This is a genomic window from Georgenia halophila, assembly GCF_039541595.1.
Window position 1 is genome coordinate 181,582 of sequence record NZ_BAABGN010000009.1, and the last position, 16,519, is coordinate 198,100.

The 16,519-nt window shown below is 68.9% G+C and carries 22 protein-coding genes; 10 read left to right on the plus strand and 12 right to left on the minus strand.

Annotated elements, in window-relative coordinates; genetic code table 11:
• Positions 1-384: 384 nt before the first annotated feature.
• Positions 385-885: an HIT family protein gene (locus tag ABD907_RS11185; protein ID WP_345216333.1), complete on the minus strand. Its 501-nt coding sequence runs from the start codon at positions 883-885 to the stop codon at positions 385-387.
• A 138-nt stretch (positions 886-1,023) separates the two neighbouring features.
• The gene (locus ABD907_RS11190) at positions 1,024-1,476 is read right to left on the minus strand and encodes a GNAT family N-acetyltransferase (protein WP_345216334.1); all 453 of its coding nucleotides are present in this window, start codon (positions 1,474-1,476) and stop codon (positions 1,024-1,026) included.
• Positions 1,477-1,973: 497 nt separating this feature from the next.
• Here ABD907_RS11190 and ABD907_RS11195 point away from each other — a divergent pair, with 497 nt between their 5' ends.
• Positions 1,974-2,690: a DNA alkylation repair protein gene (locus tag ABD907_RS11195; protein WP_345216335.1), complete on the plus strand. Its 717-nt coding sequence runs from the start codon at positions 1,974-1,976 to the stop codon at positions 2,688-2,690.
• 212 nt (positions 2,691-2,902) lie between these two features.
• On the opposite strand, the gene ABD907_RS11200 is transcribed toward ABD907_RS11195, so the two are convergent.
• The 7 genes from ABD907_RS11200 to ABD907_RS11230 form a co-directional block, all read right to left on the minus strand.
• Positions 2,903-3,391, minus strand: coding sequence for a pyridoxamine 5'-phosphate oxidase family protein (locus ABD907_RS11200; RefSeq protein ID WP_345216336.1), 489 nt, complete (start codon positions 3,389-3,391; stop codon positions 2,903-2,905).
• A gap of 60 nt (positions 3,392-3,451) precedes the next feature.
• Positions 3,452-5,854 (minus strand): ATP-binding cassette domain-containing protein, encoded by a 2,403-nt coding sequence (locus ABD907_RS11205; protein WP_345216337.1) that lies wholly within the window; start codon positions 5,852-5,854, stop codon positions 3,452-3,454.
• Positions 5,851-6,339 (minus strand): nitroreductase family deazaflavin-dependent oxidoreductase, encoded by a 489-nt coding sequence (locus tag ABD907_RS11210; RefSeq protein WP_345216338.1) that lies wholly within the window; start codon positions 6,337-6,339, stop codon positions 5,851-5,853. Before ABD907_RS11210 ends, ABD907_RS11205 begins: the two co-directional genes overlap by 4 nt.
• A 5-nt stretch (positions 6,340-6,344) precedes the next feature.
• Positions 6,345-6,755 (minus strand): VOC family protein, encoded by a 411-nt coding sequence (locus tag ABD907_RS11215; RefSeq protein ID WP_345216339.1) that lies wholly within the window; start codon positions 6,753-6,755, stop codon positions 6,345-6,347.
• A 5-nt stretch (positions 6,756-6,760) separates the two neighbouring features.
• Positions 6,761-7,210 (minus strand): helix-turn-helix transcriptional regulator, encoded by a 450-nt coding sequence (locus tag ABD907_RS11220; protein WP_345216340.1) that lies wholly within the window; start codon positions 7,208-7,210, stop codon positions 6,761-6,763.
• Between the two features lie 83 nt (positions 7,211-7,293).
• Complete coding sequence (locus ABD907_RS11225) at positions 7,294-7,857, minus strand: GrpB family protein (RefSeq protein WP_345216341.1); 564 nt, start codon at positions 7,855-7,857, stop codon at positions 7,294-7,296.
• 58 nt (positions 7,858-7,915) lie between these two features.
• Positions 7,916-8,353: a hypothetical protein gene (locus tag ABD907_RS11230; RefSeq protein WP_345216342.1), complete on the minus strand. Its 438-nt coding sequence runs from the start codon at positions 8,351-8,353 to the stop codon at positions 7,916-7,918.
• A 293-nt stretch (positions 8,354-8,646) separates the two neighbouring features.
• Here ABD907_RS11230 and ABD907_RS11235 point away from each other — a divergent pair, with 293 nt between their 5' ends.
• From ABD907_RS11235 to ABD907_RS11245, 3 genes are read left to right on the plus strand one after another with little or no spacing between them, the layout of a single operon-like run.
• Positions 8,647-8,877: a hypothetical protein gene (locus ABD907_RS11235; protein WP_345216343.1), complete on the plus strand. Its 231-nt coding sequence runs from the start codon at positions 8,647-8,649 to the stop codon at positions 8,875-8,877.
• Positions 8,878-8,925: 48 nt separating this feature from the next.
• A complete protein-coding gene (locus ABD907_RS11240) occupies positions 8,926-9,312 on the plus strand; it encodes a hypothetical protein (protein ID WP_345216344.1) in 387 nt (128 codons plus the stop codon).
• A gap of 22 nt (positions 9,313-9,334) precedes the next feature.
• Entirely contained in the window at positions 9,335-9,559 is a 225-nt protein-coding gene (locus ABD907_RS11245) for a VOC family protein (RefSeq protein ID WP_345216345.1), read from the plus strand.
• A gap of 90 nt (positions 9,560-9,649) precedes the next feature.
• Here ABD907_RS11245 and ABD907_RS11250 read toward each other — a convergent pair whose 3' ends face one another.
• Positions 9,650-10,462: an APH(3'') family aminoglycoside O-phosphotransferase gene (locus tag ABD907_RS11250; protein WP_345216346.1), complete on the minus strand. Its 813-nt coding sequence runs from the start codon at positions 10,460-10,462 to the stop codon at positions 9,650-9,652.
• A 141-nt stretch (positions 10,463-10,603) separates the two neighbouring features.
• Here ABD907_RS11250 and ABD907_RS11255 point away from each other — a divergent pair, with 141 nt between their 5' ends.
• The 4 genes from ABD907_RS11255 to ABD907_RS11270 all read left to right on the plus strand — a co-directional run bounded on the left by ABD907_RS11255 (position 10,604) and on the right by ABD907_RS11270 (position 13,492).
• Positions 10,604-11,023: a MarR family winged helix-turn-helix transcriptional regulator gene (locus ABD907_RS11255; protein WP_345216347.1), complete on the plus strand. Its 420-nt coding sequence runs from the start codon at positions 10,604-10,606 to the stop codon at positions 11,021-11,023.
• Complete coding sequence (locus ABD907_RS11260; RefSeq protein ID WP_345216348.1) at positions 11,020-12,117, plus strand: flavin-containing monooxygenase; 1,098 nt, start codon at positions 11,020-11,022, stop codon at positions 12,115-12,117. The genes ABD907_RS11255 and ABD907_RS11260 overlap by 4 nt, the downstream gene beginning before the upstream one ends.
• 58 nt (positions 12,118-12,175) lie before the next feature.
• Positions 12,176-12,727, plus strand: a complete 552-nt coding sequence (locus ABD907_RS11265) for a P-loop nucleotide/nucleoside kinase family protein (protein WP_345216349.1) — start codon at positions 12,176-12,178, stop codon at positions 12,725-12,727.
• Between the two features lie 120 nt (positions 12,728-12,847).
• Positions 12,848-13,492, plus strand: coding sequence for a DUF2238 domain-containing protein (locus tag ABD907_RS11270; RefSeq protein ID WP_345216350.1), 645 nt, complete (start codon positions 12,848-12,850; stop codon positions 13,490-13,492).
• A 55-nt stretch (positions 13,493-13,547) separates the two neighbouring features.
• Here ABD907_RS11270 and ABD907_RS11275 read toward each other — a convergent pair whose 3' ends face one another.
• Positions 13,548-13,961 carry a hypothetical protein gene (locus tag ABD907_RS11275; RefSeq protein ID WP_345216351.1) on the minus strand — a complete coding sequence of 138 codons (414 nt, stop codon included), beginning with the start codon at positions 13,959-13,961 and terminating at the stop codon, positions 13,548-13,550.
• Positions 13,962-13,988: 27 nt separating this feature from the next.
• Positions 13,989-14,504: a DinB family protein gene (locus ABD907_RS11280; RefSeq protein WP_345216401.1), complete on the minus strand. Its 516-nt coding sequence runs from the start codon at positions 14,502-14,504 to the stop codon at positions 13,989-13,991.
• Between the two features lie 181 nt (positions 14,505-14,685).
• On the opposite strand from ABD907_RS11280, the gene ABD907_RS11285 reads away from it, so the two are divergent.
• Both ABD907_RS11285 and ABD907_RS11290 read left to right on the plus strand, forming a co-directional pair.
• Positions 14,686-15,459 (plus strand): sugar isomerase domain-containing protein, encoded by a 774-nt coding sequence (locus ABD907_RS11285; RefSeq protein WP_345216352.1) that lies wholly within the window; start codon positions 14,686-14,688, stop codon positions 15,457-15,459.
• Between the two features lie 15 nt (positions 15,460-15,474).
• Complete coding sequence (locus ABD907_RS11290; RefSeq protein ID WP_345216353.1) at positions 15,475-16,491, plus strand: N-acetylglucosamine kinase; 1,017 nt, start codon at positions 15,475-15,477, stop codon at positions 16,489-16,491.
• Positions 16,492-16,519: the final 28 nt, after the last annotated feature.

Consider the following 16,519-nt stretch of genomic DNA (forward strand, 5'->3'; position numbering starts at 1 on the left):
ACGCTTAGTTTGACATAATGCACCTTATCGGATCGCTACCGACCGGGGGTTGAGTTGCGGCAGACGAAAGAACTCCCGTCCCAGGTCGGTCTAGGTGTCGTTGCATGTCAGGACCAGTATTCGTTGCCGCGCCTCTTGTGCGCCCGGCGTGTCGTGGAGCGGGTATCGGTGCAGGTGGCCGTAGGTTTCCTGCATTAGATGCATGATTCCGCGATGAAGTGGAGTACGCGTGGATGCGGTCCCGGGCAGGGTTCCAGCGATTCTCAGCGACGCCCGCGGGAACGATCGTCCTCGGAATCATGCTCGGCCGCTTCTAGCTCTATTAACGCCCCGACAGATGTCGCCAAGACGGGTTCAGTACGGCGGCCCGGCCTGGAAGGATCTCTAGGTCCCAGTCGCCGGTGACGGCGGTTTGGCGGAACATCCAGCAGCCAGTAAGTCTGTCGATGCGATGGCGTCCTTGATCGCTTGCGCGTGGCCGTCGAGGACCGACCGCTCGCTTTCCTGCTCGTCGGGAATGATGGTCCAGCCATCTCCCGTGTAGCGCGGGATTACGTGAAGGTGAAAGTGGAAGACCGTCTGAAAGGCGGCTTCGCCGTCACAGAGGAAGACATTGACCCCCTCGCAGCGCATGCTGGAGCGTCGTAAGACTCGTGCCATGTCATGACCGACCGACCACACGTGAGCGCTGGTGGTTCCATCGAGGTCTTCGAGGCCGACCGCGTGCTTGCGCGGCACCACAAGAAGGTGACCGGGTGTAACCGGGTGCAGAGCCATGAAGACCACGACGGTCTCGTCCTCGTAGACCACACTGGCCTCGGCCTGTCCGGCTGCAATGGCGCAGAAGATGCAGCCCTGCGCCGCTGATGTCGTGTTCCCCGTCATGCGCGCCAATAGTCCCAGTGCACCCGAGAAGGTTGCCAATCAGTTTGAGGACCCGACTCCCGGCTCAGCAACTCCCGTGCCTGCCAGTTAGCGCGCGACGAGTAGAAGCAGCTGAGGGAAGTTGCCTCATGCCACCGCCTACGACAGCCGCAGGTGCATCATGATCTGGCGGCCTGCTACAGGATCGTCACGGTAACTGCCCCGCTCAACAAAGCCGTGGCGACGGTAGAATTCGATGGCGCCGATACGCGCATGGCACCACACATGACGACCGCGATGCTTGCTCACATGCTCAAGCACGGCTGCCAGGATCAACGACCCGCAACCTTGCCGCCGGTACGACGGATCGACGGCCATACCCATCAGCCACCAAGAGAACCCGGGCGCCGGGCCGCCGTCGGGTGGCTCCTTCTTGACGACAACACCGGTCGCCACCACGACGCCACCATCACGCACCACGAAATGGGCATGGGAGCCAGCGTTGCCGGATACTTCGGCATCGGTCGGCACTCGTCTCAGGACGGCAAGCCGCAACGGGAACGTCACCCCGGGCGCCACCTGGGCGACGCTGAGAGATCGGGCCGTGTCCACCGACCAAGTCTGGCATCCGATGTACCGCGCCACGCCGAGGTCCATCGAGTCGGATATTGGCCCGTCGGTCAACTCCCGGCTCGTCAACTCCCGTCCCTGCCAGTTTGCGGACAGCCTCGGCAGTGGCTGTCACGCGCTCTCGCGCGGCCCGAGACGGGCCCCGGACATCAGGCACGAGCCCAGCTCCCGGAGCGCCGCCGCCGCGCCGACGGTGATTGCCTCGCCGTAGCCCTGACGGCGATGCTCCCGGTGAGCAACCAGCTGCTACGCCAGCTCCTCGTCCTGCTGGGCACGTACGCGACCGTCAGCCGCAACTTCCTAGGACGCCTAGAGCATCTCGCTCCGGCCGCTGTATAAGGGCCCCTTGATAGACTAGCCGGGTGGAACGCCGCGGCGCCGTCGTCGCCCAACGCCATGCACTCTGTACACAGAACACAGAGGGCCGGACGCGCCCGGGCACCGGGCAGTCAAGATCAGCAAGCGTGGAGGGCCGATACATGACCGACAACGTCTCTGTCGACGACGTCATGAGCGAGCTGGCGTCGCTGGAGCAGCCCGCGCTTCGCGAGGCGAACGAACGCCGTGGTGACGATCACGGCGTGAATCTCACGCAACTGCGTGCCCTCGCGAAACGACTGAAGAAGCAACATGCGTTGTCGCTTCAGTTGTGGGAGACCGGCGACACGGCCGCACGTCTCCTCGCGACGCTGATCTGCCGACCGAAGTCCTTCTCCCCCGACGAGCTCGACGCGATGGTCCGAGAGATCCGTTCCCTCAAGGTCCTCGAGTGGTTCGTCGTCAACGTGGTGAAACCCGGGCATCACGCCGACGAACTGCGGCAACGCTGGGTAGACGCGGACGACCTCATCGGGCGAGCCGGCTGGACCCTGCTCTCCGACAAGGTGGTCAAAGAGCCCGACGACCTGGACCTCGACGCCCTCCTGGGCCAGATCGAGCAGGAGCTGAAGGAGACGCCCGAAAGGAAGCAGTGGGCGATGAACACCTGCCTGGCCCAGATCGGCATACACCACCCAGAGCATCGTGCCCGAGCAATCGGTATCGGCGAACGCCTCGAGGTCCTCATCGACTACCCAGCGTCACCAGGCTGCACACCGCCCTACGCACCGGTCTGGATAGCCACGATGGTACAGCGCCACGACGAGTCGCGGTCCGGAGCTGCGGCGAGCCGGCGGGTCGGGTCCTCGACGTCGTGATCAGGGTCGATGGATGGGCGTCGACGGATCCCGATACGGTCGGTCAGGGCCTATGGGACGCGTGGTCAACCCCTTCATCGCGAGGCTGAACGCCTGATCTCCCTCGGCGCTCAGCGTGGACCGGACGTGTGAATGTGGCGACCAGGCAGCATCCCCACATCCGAACCGCTGGTGCGGTCTGCGGGCGTTCCGGCCGGATCACACCTCGCGGCTCAGACCAGCCAACGACCGTCTCGCATCAGCTCACGACCGGGCAGCTCGTTCACCTCACGCCACGCCTGGATCCGCCGCGGGACGATCCTGAACCAGCAGTAGCGCCCCTCCTGCGCTCGCGGGTCGAAGCCGGCGCGTGCGGCGAAACGGTCTCCACGCTTCCGCGGAAGCGCGTCCATCTCGAGGACCTCGACGTCACCGTCGACCATCGACACGTCACGCGTGTCTCCAAGCCCCAGCCGCACGGTTCGCGTCGCGGTCAGGTTCCTGCCGGTAGGACTGTCTGCCGGCGTGGCCACCAGGAGCTCCTCGCCGTCCCAGTCGAAGGACAGCGGCACCAGATACGGGGCCCCGTCCTCTGAAGCGGTCGCGACCCAGAGGTCGACATCCCATTCGAGCCGATGCTCGGTGTCACGGCGACGTTCCTCGCGGGAGCGGGCTCTTACCGCGTCCGCCGTCGCGACGTCCTGAGCGGACGGTCTTGTCACGGTCAATCACCCCCATCTATCGGACCGAAGGTCGGCCCTGCCGGCGCCTGAATGCCGCCGTCAGCTGGCCACGTACTCCGCGAGGTGCTCGCCCGTGATGGTGGAGCGCTCGGCGACGAGGTCGGCGGGCGTGCCCTCGAAGACGACTCGTCCGCCGTCGTGACCGGCGCCCGGACCGAGGTCGATGATCCAGTCGGCGTGCGCCATGACGGCCTGGTGGTGCTCGATGACGATGACCGACTTCCCCGACTCGACGAGCCGGTCCAGCAGCGCGAGCAGCTGCTCGACGTCGGCGAGGTGCAAGCCGGTGGTCGGCTCGTCCAGAATGTAGACACCGCCCTTCTCCCCCATGTGGGTGGCCAGCTTGAGTCGCTGCCGCTCACCACCGGACAGCGTCGTCAACGGCTGCCCGAGGGTCAGGTAGCCGAGCCCGACGTCGGCGAGCCGGTCGAGGATCTTGTGCGCGGCCGGCGTGCGGGCCTCACCCGTACTGAAGAACTCCTCGGCCTGGGCCACCGACATCGAGAGCACCTCGCTGATGTCCTTGGCGTCGTCCCCGCCGCCGAGCTTGTACTCCAGCACCGCGGGCTGGAACCGCTTGCCCTCGCACTCCTCGCAGGTCGTCGCAACCGTCTCCATGACCCCCAGCTCGGTATAGATCACGCCGGCGCCGTTGCAGGCCGGACACGCGCCCTCGGAGTTGGCGCTGAACAGCGCCGGCTTGACGCCGTTGGCCTTCGCGAAGGCCTTGCGGATCGGCTCGAGCAGTCCTGTGTAGGTGGCGGGGTTCGAGCGTCGCGAGCCCTTGATGCCGGTCTGGTCGATGACGATCACGCCGTCGCGTCGTGCGAGGTTTCTGTGGATCAGCGAGGTCTTGCCGGAGCCGGCGACGCCGGTCACGACGGTGAGCACGCCCATCGGGACGTCGACGTCGACGTCCTGCAGGTTGTTCTGCCGCGCCCCGCGAATCTCCAGCGCACCGGTGGACGTCCGTACGGATTCCTTGAGCGTGGCCCGGTCGTCGAGGTGACGGCCGGTGATGGTGCCGCTCCCCCGCAGACCCTCGACCGTGCCCTCGAACATCAGCTCGCCGCCCGCGGTGCCGGCACCGGGACCGAGGTCGACGACGTGGTCGGCGATCGCGATCGTCTCCGGCTTGTGCTCGACGACCAGCACGGTGTTGCCCTTGTCCCGCAGTCGCAGCAGCAGGTCGTTCATCCGCTGGATGTCGTGCGGGTGCAGACCGATCGTGGGCTCGTCGAAGACGTAGGTCACGTCCGTCAGCGCCGAACCGAGGTGACGAATCATCTTGGTCCGCTGGGCCTCTCCCCCGGACAAGGTGCCCGCGGGCCGGTCGAGGCTGAGGTACCCGAGCCCGATCTCGACGAACGAGTCGAGCGTCTCCCCCAGGGTCGTCAGCAGGGGCGCCGCCGACGGCTCGTCGAGATCGCGGACCCACTCGGCCAGATCGCTGATCTGCATCGTGCACGCGTCGGCGATGCTGATGCCTCGGATCTTCGAGGACCGAGCTGCCTCGCTCAGGCGGGTGCCGTCGCATTCGGGGCACGTGGTGAACGTGATGGCACGGTCGACGAACGCCCGGATGTGCGGCTGCATCGCCTCCCGGTCCTTGGAGAGCATCGATTTCTGGATCTTCGGGATCAGGCCCTCATAGGTCAGGTTGATGCCATCGACCTTGATCTTGGTGGGGTCCTTGTAGAGCAGGTCGTTGAGCTCGCGCTTGGTGTAGTCACGGATGGGCTTGTCGGGGTCGAAGAAGCCCGACCCGGCGTAGATGCGGCCGTACCAGCCGTCGGCGCTATACCCCGGAACGGTGAACGGACCCTCGTTGATCGACTTGCTGTCGTCGTAGAGCTGCGTCAGGTCGAAGTCCGTCACCCGTCCGGTGCCCTCGCACTTCGGGCACATGCCGCCCGTGATGCTGAAGTCGCGCCGTTCTTTCACCGTCCTGCCGGCCTTCTCGAAGGTGACGGCGCCGGCGCCGCTGATCGAGGCGACGTTGAACGAGAACGCCTGCGGGGACCCGATGTGCGGCTCGCCGAGCCGGCTGAACAGGATGCGCAGGAGCGCGTTCGCGTCCGTGGCGGTGCCCACGGTCGAGCGCGGGTTGGCCCCCATCCGCTCCTGGTCCACGATGATCGCCGTCGTCAGTCCCTCGAGGACGTCGACGTCGGGCCGTGCCTGCGTCGGCATGAAGCCCTGCAGAAAGGCGCTGTAGGTCTCGTTGATCATCCGCCGCGACTCCGCGGCGATCGTGGCGAAGACCAGCGAGCTCTTGCCGGAGCCCGAGACACCGGTGAAGACCGTCAGCCGGCGTTTGGGAAGCTCGACGTCGATGTCCTGGAGGTTGTTCTCGCGCGCGCCATGCACGCGGATCAGGTCGTGGCTGTCGGCGGCGTGCAGCCCTGACGGCTGCGCCTCCGGCTTCGTGGCGGTGCTCATCGGGTCTCCATCTGCTGCCGCGGGCTGAGCCGGATCACGGGGTACTCGCGCTCGCTCTTGCCCTGGTACTTGGCAATTCGGGGCTGGACGGCGGCGATGTGCTGCCAAGCCTTCTCACGATCCGCCGCGTCGAGCCGGTGCGGCGTCACGGGCACGGGCGTGCTCCCGTGCAGCTCGACCGCTGCCTGGTCGGGGTTGGCCATCAGGTTGAGGCACCAGTCCGGGTTCCTGCTCCCGCCACCCGATCCGACGATCAGCCAGCCGTGCTCGCCGTCGTCGAACCAGGCGACGGGCGATTCCCGCGGCTCACCGCTGCGGCGGCCGACCGTGTGCAGGATCAGCACCTCCATGCCCATCATCGCGCCGCCCTTGCGCCGGATGCGGGTGCAGGTCCGGGCGTTCGCCCGCCGCTGGATCCAGCGCGAGAGAGCCCCGGGGCCGCCCTTGCGTGGCGCGTTGCTGCGGGTCTGCTGGTTCTGGGTCATCGTGATCAGCTCACTTGCTGGATGCGGACGGTGTTGCCGGCCGGGTCACGGAAGGCGCAGTCGCGCATTCCCCAGTCCTGGTCGGTCGGTTCCTGCATCACTTCGCCGCCGGCGGCCTGGATCCGTTCGAAGGCCTCGTCGACGTCGGTGGTGGCGAGCATGATGCTGGCGAACGTGCCCTTGGCCATCATCTCCCTGATGGTGCGGCTCTCCTCGTCCGTGATGCCGGGGTCGGCGCCCGGCGGGTAGAGGACGATCGAGGTGCCGGGCTGGTTCGGCGGTCCCACGGTGATCCATCGCATCCCGCCGTACCCGACGTCCTTGCGGACCTCGAAGCCCAGGGTGTCGCGGTAGAACCCCAGGGCTGCCTCGGGGTCGTCCTGCGGTAGGAATGTTGCGTCGATGGTGATGTCCATGGCGGTCACGCTAGCCGCGACGGCTCGGCGCGGGCTTCTCGATTCCTGACCGGTCTGGTGACCTGTTTTGCGACGCACGGCGGCATCCCCGCCGCCGCGTCCGCAGCCTCGCGTCTGTAGGTGCTGGGCGACATGCCGACCAGCTCGGTGAAGCGCGTGCTGAAGGTGCCGAGCGAGGAGCAGCCGACGGCGAAGCAGACGTCGGTGACGCTGAGGTCACCACGACGCAGCAGCGTCATCGCTCGCTCGATCCGCCGTGTCATCAGGTAGCTGTACGGGGACTCGCCGTAGGCAGCCCGGAACTGACGGCTGAGGTGCCCGGCCGACATGTGCGCGTCGCGAGCCAGCGCCTCGACGTCCAGCGGCTGCGCGTACTCCCGGTCCATCCGGTCACGCACCCGGCGCAGCCGCACGAGATCGTCCAGGTGCTGCTCCGCTGCAGGTCTGCTGGTCACCCAAGTGATCGTGGCACGTCGCACGAGAGTTGCCTAGAGCCATCAGCCGAGCTGCCGTCAGCCCTCTCCCGTGCGTCGTGGTCTCATCCGCTCAAGCTGGGACCGCAGTCCGCCTCTCGACGATCCGCGGCCCATCGCCGCGCGTCGATCATCATTGCCTCCACCACGCCTTGCTTCTCCGTCACGTACCGATCCCTTTCCCCACGGAAGCGGCCCGCCAGCTCACGCTTCTCGCGCTCGTATGCCGCGGCGGCGCCGGGATGTGCGCGGAGATAGTCGCGGAACAGAATTCGCGCTGCATAGGTGTCGGAGTCGCGGCGCATGACGTGCACGTGGTCAGGGCGGTGCCCGTCGACGATCCGGTGCAGGAAGCCGTGGTCGTCGTTGTGCGCGAACGACGCCGGCACATGCTCGAACCCGAGCTGTGCGAGGGCCGCGATCGTTGCCGGCGCCAAGGCCGAGGAGACGTCGTCGACGCCGACGGCCACGTCGATCGTGTCCTTGGACGCCAGTCCTGGGACGCTTGTCGATCCGATGTGCTCGATGCGCGCGTCCGTGAGGACCGACGCCAGCTCCTCACGCGTACGAACGAACCGCTCGTGCCATCTCGGGTCGAACGGCACGACCTCGACTCGGGTGAAGGCCATCGACCTCATGCTCGGCGCTCCATGCCCACCATCATCACCCGCTCGCGAGGCGCCCACGTCACTTCTTCCGCCCCCGGGGCTCTTCGGGCGGTGACAGGCACCACCTGACGGTCAGCCACAGCACGACGGCCGAAAGCACGGCGGCGCCTCCCAAAATCACGAGCGCTCGCATCGTGCTCGCCAGACCGCTCCAGGTGGCGACCCAGCCGGCCGCCACCATGGCGGCGCTGAACGGCACGACGACGGCCACCACGTACCGCGACCGCACCCCCGCGGACGGCCGCAGCCTCCGCATCCCCATGATCAGCACGTGTGCCACTGCTTGGATCGTGAGGCCGAAGAAGAGCCCGAGCGCCACGCCAACACTGGCGCCGAGGACCAGATCGCCGGGCCGGCTGGCGGACCAGGTCGCCACTCCCCCGACGAATCCGCCAACGAGGCTGCCGCCGATCAAGCCGGCGAAGAGCAGGCGGCCGAGGGTCCGGAAGGACGCCATCCGATCACGTCCGGCGGCCGAGTCCGCCACCTGTCCCCCTGGAGTCGTCCTCACGCGGCCAACAGCTCGAGCAAGTGTGCACCTGGTGCGCCAAGAATGGTGAGAGCGCCGACAACCGCGTGGAGAGGGCCGGCTCGCAGCGCCGCGTCCCGCACGAACGCAGCCCGGACCGGCGGTTGACACACCTGGGAATCGTGACTCCGCGCGCCGAGCTTGCCCGGCGCGTCCGTACACCGGTGCTGGTAGTCGATATTCGATGGCTGCGCCATGGTCGTCGAGGTCACGCTTGACTCATGCCCCTGGTCAGGATCGAGCTGGTCGCAGACAGTCGCGAGCACGGGAGGCGCGTCCTGGATCGCTACCGCAAGGGCGAGCGCGAACATCGCCTGGAGGACGAGGTGCTCGCGGAGCTGGCGCTCAGAGGCTTCACGCCACGGCGCCGACCTCGACTCACCGGTATCAGCAGTGCGAATCCCCCACTGCTGCTGTTCGACACGGATGTCGATGTCGGCACGGTCCCCTAGGGATCTGCCCGAGAAGCAGAGAAGTTTCCGGGCAATAGGATGTGAGCCATGCAAAACCGAGTCCTCACCGCGTCCATCGGCTCGGTCGTCTCGGGGGCGTTCACGCTCTACCCGATCTGGCGCGCACCGAGCTGGGTGAAGGTGACCTACATCGTCCTCCCAGCCGCTGCGGCCGGCGTGGCGATGACATTCGTGCGGCGCGGCGGGGACGCCAGCCCGTCCGGCCGCACCAGCGCCTACGCCGCGGCTGCCGTGGCCGTGATCGGCACGGCATCGTGGGCATCGATCAAGCTCGACAAGGGCGTCGAGTCCCTCGTGTCCAGGACGGGCGCCAGGCGTCCACGCGTCGTCATGGCGATCGGCGCGGCAGCACTCTCGGCTGCACTGGACTACGCCGACGCGCGCCGGCAGAGCCTAAAGGGCCGGTGCCGGTAACACCCGAGCCGCGAGGAAGCTTGTGACGACGATCGACGCCATCACACTGGTCGTGCAGGAGCCTCGCGAGGTGCAGTGCGGCGGCGTCGTCCACTGCCAGGTGCCCGACGTCAGCGCAGCCACCGAGAGAGCCCGCGCGTCCGGAGCGACGATCGTTCGTGAACCCACACGCATGGACTTCGGAATGGAGTCCGCCTACGCGCAGGTCGACGGTGGTCCGATCGTCGACCTCACACGCCCGATCTGACGGCTCATCCGGTCCGACCACGAACACCGACATATCGATGATGACCAGCGCGCCGGTCCGGTGGCGACCGCCTCAGCCTGGGGCGTCGATTCAGGCGTACCTCGTCAACGGGTCGAGCCACTGGTAGAAGCGCCGCCGCCCGGCATCGAGCGAGGCGCCGTACCGCGTCGCGAAGACGGCGTCGGCGCCGCGGGCACTGTCGTCGTCGGGCCAGGTCTCGCGAGCGCTCGCGAGCAGCAACGCGATGTCCGCGTACGGGTCCGCCAGGCCGAGTCGCCCCACGCCTACGAAGCCAGTCACCCGGGCCGTCTCTGGATCGACCATGACGTTGGGCAGGCACAGGTCACCGTGACAGACGACCGTCTCGACGCGCTCGTCCGCCAGGCGTTCGCCGTACGCGCTCTCGAGCCGCTCCAGCACGTCCTGGACCGGCAGGTCCTGCAGCTCCACGGGCAGGAGCTCGGTCGCGACCAGATTCTTTGCGACGACATCGCGAGCGCGATCCATCATCGCGGCCAGGTCGCGGCGGAACGGGCAGTCGTCCGGTGACAGCTCGTGGACGTCGCGGACCATCTCGGCCAGGTGCGGCCATACGGCGGACAGCTTCTCGACGTCGAGCAGGTTCGCGGGGATCCCGGGCACGGCCGTCATGACCAAGCACGCACCGTCGTCGTCGCTCGACCAGTCCAGGACCGCGGGTCCGCCGATCCCCGTCCGGCTCAGCCACGCGATCCGGTCTCGCTCCCCCGCCAGGTCCTCTCGCCCCGCGGCGGTCGCGACCTTCGCGTAGGAGCGTTCGTCCGGGCTGCGCAGCACCCTGGCGCCTGACTCCCCCGCGGTGATCGTGGTCCAGTCCTTGGCACCGCGGACGACCCGGCCGAGCACGGTGTCCTGATTCCCCATGCCAGCACTGTGCCATCCCAGGGGTCTGGTGCGTCCACTCGGCCGCCCCTACACTCCGCCGCCGCACGGCTCGACTCCTTGGTCGAACCGTCTCCCCTGGCGGAAGAGGCGAGCCGACGAGTTTCATGTACCTTGCACATGGTGACCTCGGTACACCATTCCCTCGACGGCCTGCTGTCCCTCTCCTTGGCGGTTGCCGAGCACACCGAACGCGGCCTTCGCGAGCGCGATCTGAGTCGCTCGGAGGCCCGACTGCTGTGGTCGCTCGCCGAAGCCGCGCCGGCCAGGCAGCAGCGGCTCAGCGAGCTGCTGGGGGTGACGCCCAGGTACGTCACGCGGCTGGTCGACGATCTCTCCGACAGAGGGCTTGTCGAACGCCGGCCCCATCCCTCGGACCGCCGCTCCATGCTCGTGACGCCGACCCGTGAGGGTGAGCGGCTGCTGAGCCGCATGCGGGCCGATCACGACCGCCTGGCCGACGCGCTCTTCGGGGACATGAGCCCTGACAAGCGAGCGACGTTCCAGGAGATCGCGAGCGGCGTGATCGAGAGGCTGTCATGACCCGCCCCGCCACCCCCACGGTCGACGTGCTGGTCGTCGGCGGCGGCCAGGCCGGTTTGTCGATGGGCGAGCAGCTGCGGCGCACCGGCTGCAGCTTCATCATCCTCGACGCCGGCGACCGCATCGGTCACCGCTGGCGGTCACGGTGGGACTCGCTGCGTCTGTTCACTCCCGCCCGGTACTCCGAGCTGCCCGGTAAATCCCTGCCGCTGTCGCCGTGGTGCTACCCCACCAAGGACACGGTCGCCGACTATCTCGAGGACTACGCCGCCCACCATCGGCTTCCGGTGCAGCTGGGCACCCGCGTCACCGCCCTGCACCGGTCCGCGGGCGGGTTCCGCGCCGACACGACTTCCGGGCCGTGGCGGGGCGGGCAGGTCGTGGTGGCCACCGGGCCGTTCCAGACGCCGGCCGTGCCGCCCGCGGCTGATGGGCTGTCCGCCGAGGTCGTGCAGCTGCACAGCAGCGAGTACCGCCGTCCCGAACAGCTCCCCACGGGCACCGTCCTGGTCGTCGGCGGCGGCAACTCCGGCTACCAGATCGCCCTCGAGCTCGCCGCCTCCGGACGCGAGGCGCACCTCTCGCGTGGCAAGCACAACGTCAGCGTGCCGCAACGCTTCATGGGTCGTGACCTCTTCTGGTGGCAGGACGTGCTACGCGTGCTCGACATCCCCGGCGACAGCAGGCTCGGTCGGCGGATGCGTGCCAACGACAGCACCGTCATCGGCATCCCGCTGCGCGGACTCACCGACGCGGGCGTCGCCCTGCACGAGCGAGTCACGAGCGCCGGAAGCCGGTCGGTCCGCTTCGTCGACGACACCAACGTTGACGTCGACGCCGTCGTCTGGGCCACCGGATTCCGGAGCGACCACTCCTGGATCCGGGTCCCCGGCGCTCTCGACGACGACGGGAGCCCGGTCCATCACCGTGGCCACAGCGCCGTCTCGGGCCTGTACTTCCTGGGTCTGTCATGGCTGCACACCACGGGGTCGGCACTGCTCGGCTTCGTCGCGCGCGACGCCGCCCACCTGGCCGAGACCGTCAAGACACGATGCCCGGATGAACGTCTCGGAGACCCGCCCGCGCTCGACTGACCCAGCGACCCGCAGCGAGCCGGTTGCCTCCCCCGCGTGGTGGCGGAAAGGTGTCGCTGTGACGACTCCGCCGACTCTCTTCCTGATCGTGGGGCTGCCCGGGGCGGGCAAGACCACCTTGGCGCGTCGGATCGCTCGCGAACGGTCCGTCCTGCGTCTCACACCGGACGAGTGGATGTTGCCTCTGCTAGGTACCGGCGGCACGGACAGGCAGCGGGACATCCTCGAGGGACGGATGATCTGGGTCGCCCACGAGGTCCTGCACAGCGGTTCCTCGGTCATCCTCGACTTCGGGTGCTGGTCGTCCGACGAGCGCTACGCGATCCGGGCCATCGCCGGCCTCGCGGGCGCCGCGTTCAGTTTGCAGCACGTCGACGTGGCGGAGGAGGAGCGCCGGACGAGGGCCGCGCGGCGTTGGCGGGACTCGCCGGAGAACACCTTCGAGCTGACCGACGCGGACCACGAGCGGTTCCTCACACTCTACCGGCCCCCCTCCGAGGCGGAGCTGACGTACGCGCCCCTGCCCGATCCACCGGCGGGCTTCCAGAACTGGCCCGACTGGGCCACGCACCGTTGGCCGACGCTCCCGCGCCTCGACACGTCCGACTGAACACGTAGGCTGCGCCGCGGCCGGGAGCGGCCGCTCCTCGCATGTCCCACGATGGCCACCCGCACGCCACGATGCGAGACTGGAGGTCCGGCCCCTGACGGCCGCGAGATCGGGGTGACGATGAACAGGCTCATGATGGCCGGCCGTACCGCGCCCAGCGGTCTCGCCTGGGCCGATCTCACGGCCAAGGCCCTGTTCTTCGTGCTCACTGCCGCAGTGCTGATCGACCCGGGGGCCAGCAACCTGGAGGGCAAGGCGCCGGAGCTGAGGGTGGTGGCCTACCCACTCCTCGCCGTGACCGTGCCAGTGATCTGGTGGGTGTGGTGGAGGCACCGGGCGCCCTTCCCGTGGCTGGTCGACCTGCTGGTCACCCTGGTGTGCTTCACGGACCTGCTCGGCAACCGGGCGAACCTTTACGACACCGTGGTGTGGTTCGACGACTGGATGCATTTCGCCAACACCGGCCTCCTCGCCGCAGCCCTCGTGCTGCTCACCATGGATCGCGAGACCAGACGTATCCGGGCCGTCGAGCGCGCGGTGGCGTTCGCCGCGCCGGCATCGATCGGCTGGGAGATCGGCGAGTACTTCGCGTTCGTCCATGGCTCGCCGGAGCGGACCGTCGCCTACACCGACACGCTCGGTGACCTCGCGCTCGGCACCCTGGGGGCGGCAACGGCAGCCGTCCTCGTCCACACCCTCTGGCGGCACGGGCGCCTGCTGTGGACCGACCCGCTCGTCACCGGCGCGCGGGCTCGACCCTACTGACGCCATCTCGGTCCGGCGGGAGACCCCAGAGCGGGACGATCGGTGTAGGCGGCGGCTACCGCAGCTCGATCCGCATCACCACGCGCCGCGTCGTGGGACGGCTGGCCTCGGTGAATCCGGCGTCGGCGAAGGACCGCACCGTGCCGACGTGCAACTCCTCGGCGACGACCTTCGTCGTGGTCATCGGGTAGCCCTCGAGGGCACGGGCGCCGCCGTCGTCCTCGTCCCGGCCGTCCCACGGCACGCGGTAGACACGGAGTAGACCGTGATACACCGTCCGCGGCTCGACGGCGCACCAGCCGGCGGGCTCGCCGGCGAGGTAGGCGATCAGGCCGCTGGTGGTTCCCGAGCACGGGTGGCCGGCTTCGGTCTGCTCGCGCAGCCGCGCGGCGCGCTCCTCGACCGGGAACCCCGCGAACGACTCCCCCGGCTGCAGCTTGTACCGCTGGCACTGGCACCGCGCGCCCATGCACGATGTGGATCGGCTCCGTCGCCGTCATGACCGCCCCTCCTGACCCGTCCGAAGGTTGTGCCGGATGTCCATCTCGTGGTGCACGAGCTCGTGCACCACGTTGGCGGCCAGCCACTCGAGCGTGCGCTCTGCTCGCTCCGGATAGGTGTAGACCAGGCGTCGTTGCCAGTGGTCGGGGCCGAGGAGGGAGAAGGTGCGTGCGAGCCAGTCCGCGCAGTCCCTCACCTGCCTTGCGAGCTCCGAGGCGTCCAGCCCTTCGTACTCGGCCCACTCGGCGCGCTCGTCGCGCCCCATGGGCGTCGCCTCCGGGACGTCGTGCATGCGAGCCATGAGGACGCGCTCGCGCTGCACGACGAGCATGTCCCGCACGTGGCCGCCGTACTCCAGCGTCGTCCACCGACCGCCGACGCGCCGCGGCCCCGCCTCCGGATCCGCCCGGTCCAGTACCGACGCGAACGATTCCGCGCGGGCGACGATCTCGCCGGAGGCGACGGCGGACGTCACGTCCGCGAAATCGAACCCGCACTCCTCGCATCGCATGGCCACGACCACGATCCTGCCGGACACGGACGGCGACGCGCAGCGTTCCGACGTCGGATGGCCGTACCCGTCGTCTACGCTGACCGAGGCCACGGTTGTCCACCGGGCCGGACCGGCGCTCGTCCCATCCGTGCGACTCGCACTGGGCGACGCGCATGACCTCGGAAGAAGAGTGCGAACTGTGCCGAACGACGAGATCCGTGACGACGTCGCTGCGTACGAGCGGCAGGTCAGCGACCGCATCTCGGCCCTGTCGGCGGCCGCCGCGGCCGGCGAGCTGGACCCCGCCGTCGACATCATGGCGTCCGCCATCGAGCGTGGTGGAGTGATCCAGGCGTTCGGGACGGGTCACTCCGAGGCGTTCGCGATGGAGATCGCCGGGCGCGCCGGGGGTCTGATCCCGACGAACAAGATCGCCCTTCGCGATGCGGCCCTCTGGGGCTCGCACGAGCTCTCCGAACTCATCGGCAAGCCCCCGCTGGAGCGTGACCCCAACATCGCCGCGGACCTGCTGGCGACGGTCGAGCTGCATCCCGAGGACGCGTTCATCATCGCGTCGAACTCCGGTGTGAACGGCTCGATCGTCGGGCTGGCCCTGCTGGCCAAGGAGCGCGGGCACCGCGTCATCGCAGTCACCAGCCTGGAGCACACGCGGGCCGTGGAGCCCAAGCACCCGAGCGGCAAGCGGCTCTCCGAGGTCGCCGACGTCGTCATCGACAACCTCGCCCCGTACGGCGACGCCACGCTCCACGACGTGCTGCCGGTCCCGGTCGGTGCGGTCTCGTCCATCACCGCCGCCTTCATCGCGCAACTGCTCACCATCGGCGTCTCGCGGCGCCTGTCGACGCCGGAGCAGGTGGCCCCGCTGTACCTGTCCGCCAACATCCCGGGCGGCGACGACCACAACAACGTGCTCGAGGCGCGGTACGGCAGCCGGATCAAGCGCGGGGCTTGACCGCCGGCCACCGACGTGAGTCCACAGGGCACGCTCGTTCTCGCCATCGATGCCGGCGGGTCCAACACCCGCGCCGTCGTCGTCGACGCGGACGCACGCTGTCTCGGGTACGGCGCCTCGTCCAGCGGCAACCCGACCGCTATCGGACCGGTCGCCGCGCTGCGAGCCATCGGCGCCGCCGGGCGGGCGGCGCTCGAGGAGGCGGGAGCCGCACCGGAGCAGATCTCACGTACCGTCCTCGCCGCCGCGGGCGCGACCGACCAGATGCCCGACCCCGCCAGGGAGCTCGGGCTGCACCCCGGGGCGATCCAGCACGTCGGGGACGTCCTCGGCATGTACCACTCCGCGGCCGTCGAACCCGCCGGGATCGCGATCGTGTCGGGGACCGGTGCCGTCGCCGGACGCATCTCCACCCTCGTCGTCGAGCGCGTGCACGACGGACTGGGCTGGCTGCTCGGCGACGCCGGTTCCGGCTTCTCGATCGGTCGCGACGTGGTTCGTGCCGTGGCGGCCGACCTCGATGGGACAGGACCGACGACCGCGCTGACGCCGCTCGTGCTCGGGCACTACGGTCTGGCCAACGGCGGGACGTCGCGCAACGGGAGACCGGAGGTTCTCCTGGCTTTGCTGCGCGCCGTGTACGACGACGCACCGGTCCGGCTCGCCCGGCTCGCCCCCCTCGCGTTCCAGGCAGATGACGACGCAGTCGCGTCCCGCATAGTCGACGAGGCGGATGCGGCGCTCGCCAGCCTCGTCCGCCGCGTCCGGGACGGCCACGGGGAGCTCCCGGTCGTGGTCGGCGGCAGCGTCCTCACCGAAGGGATGCTCGCGCGGGGCGACCTCGGCGCCCTCGGCGACGCCCTCGCCGGTGCAGATGTACGCCGGGCGCGGGACGGTGTCGCCGGTGCCGCGGTCGTCGGTCTGCTCGCGCTCGGCGTCCAGCTCGACGCGGACCGCCTACGACGACTCGCGGCGGACATCGCCGGGCGGCAGGGGCCGCCTCCTGCGTCACTACCGCACGGCAGCTCCTGAACCAGGAGGGCTGCTCTCCCGGTTGGCT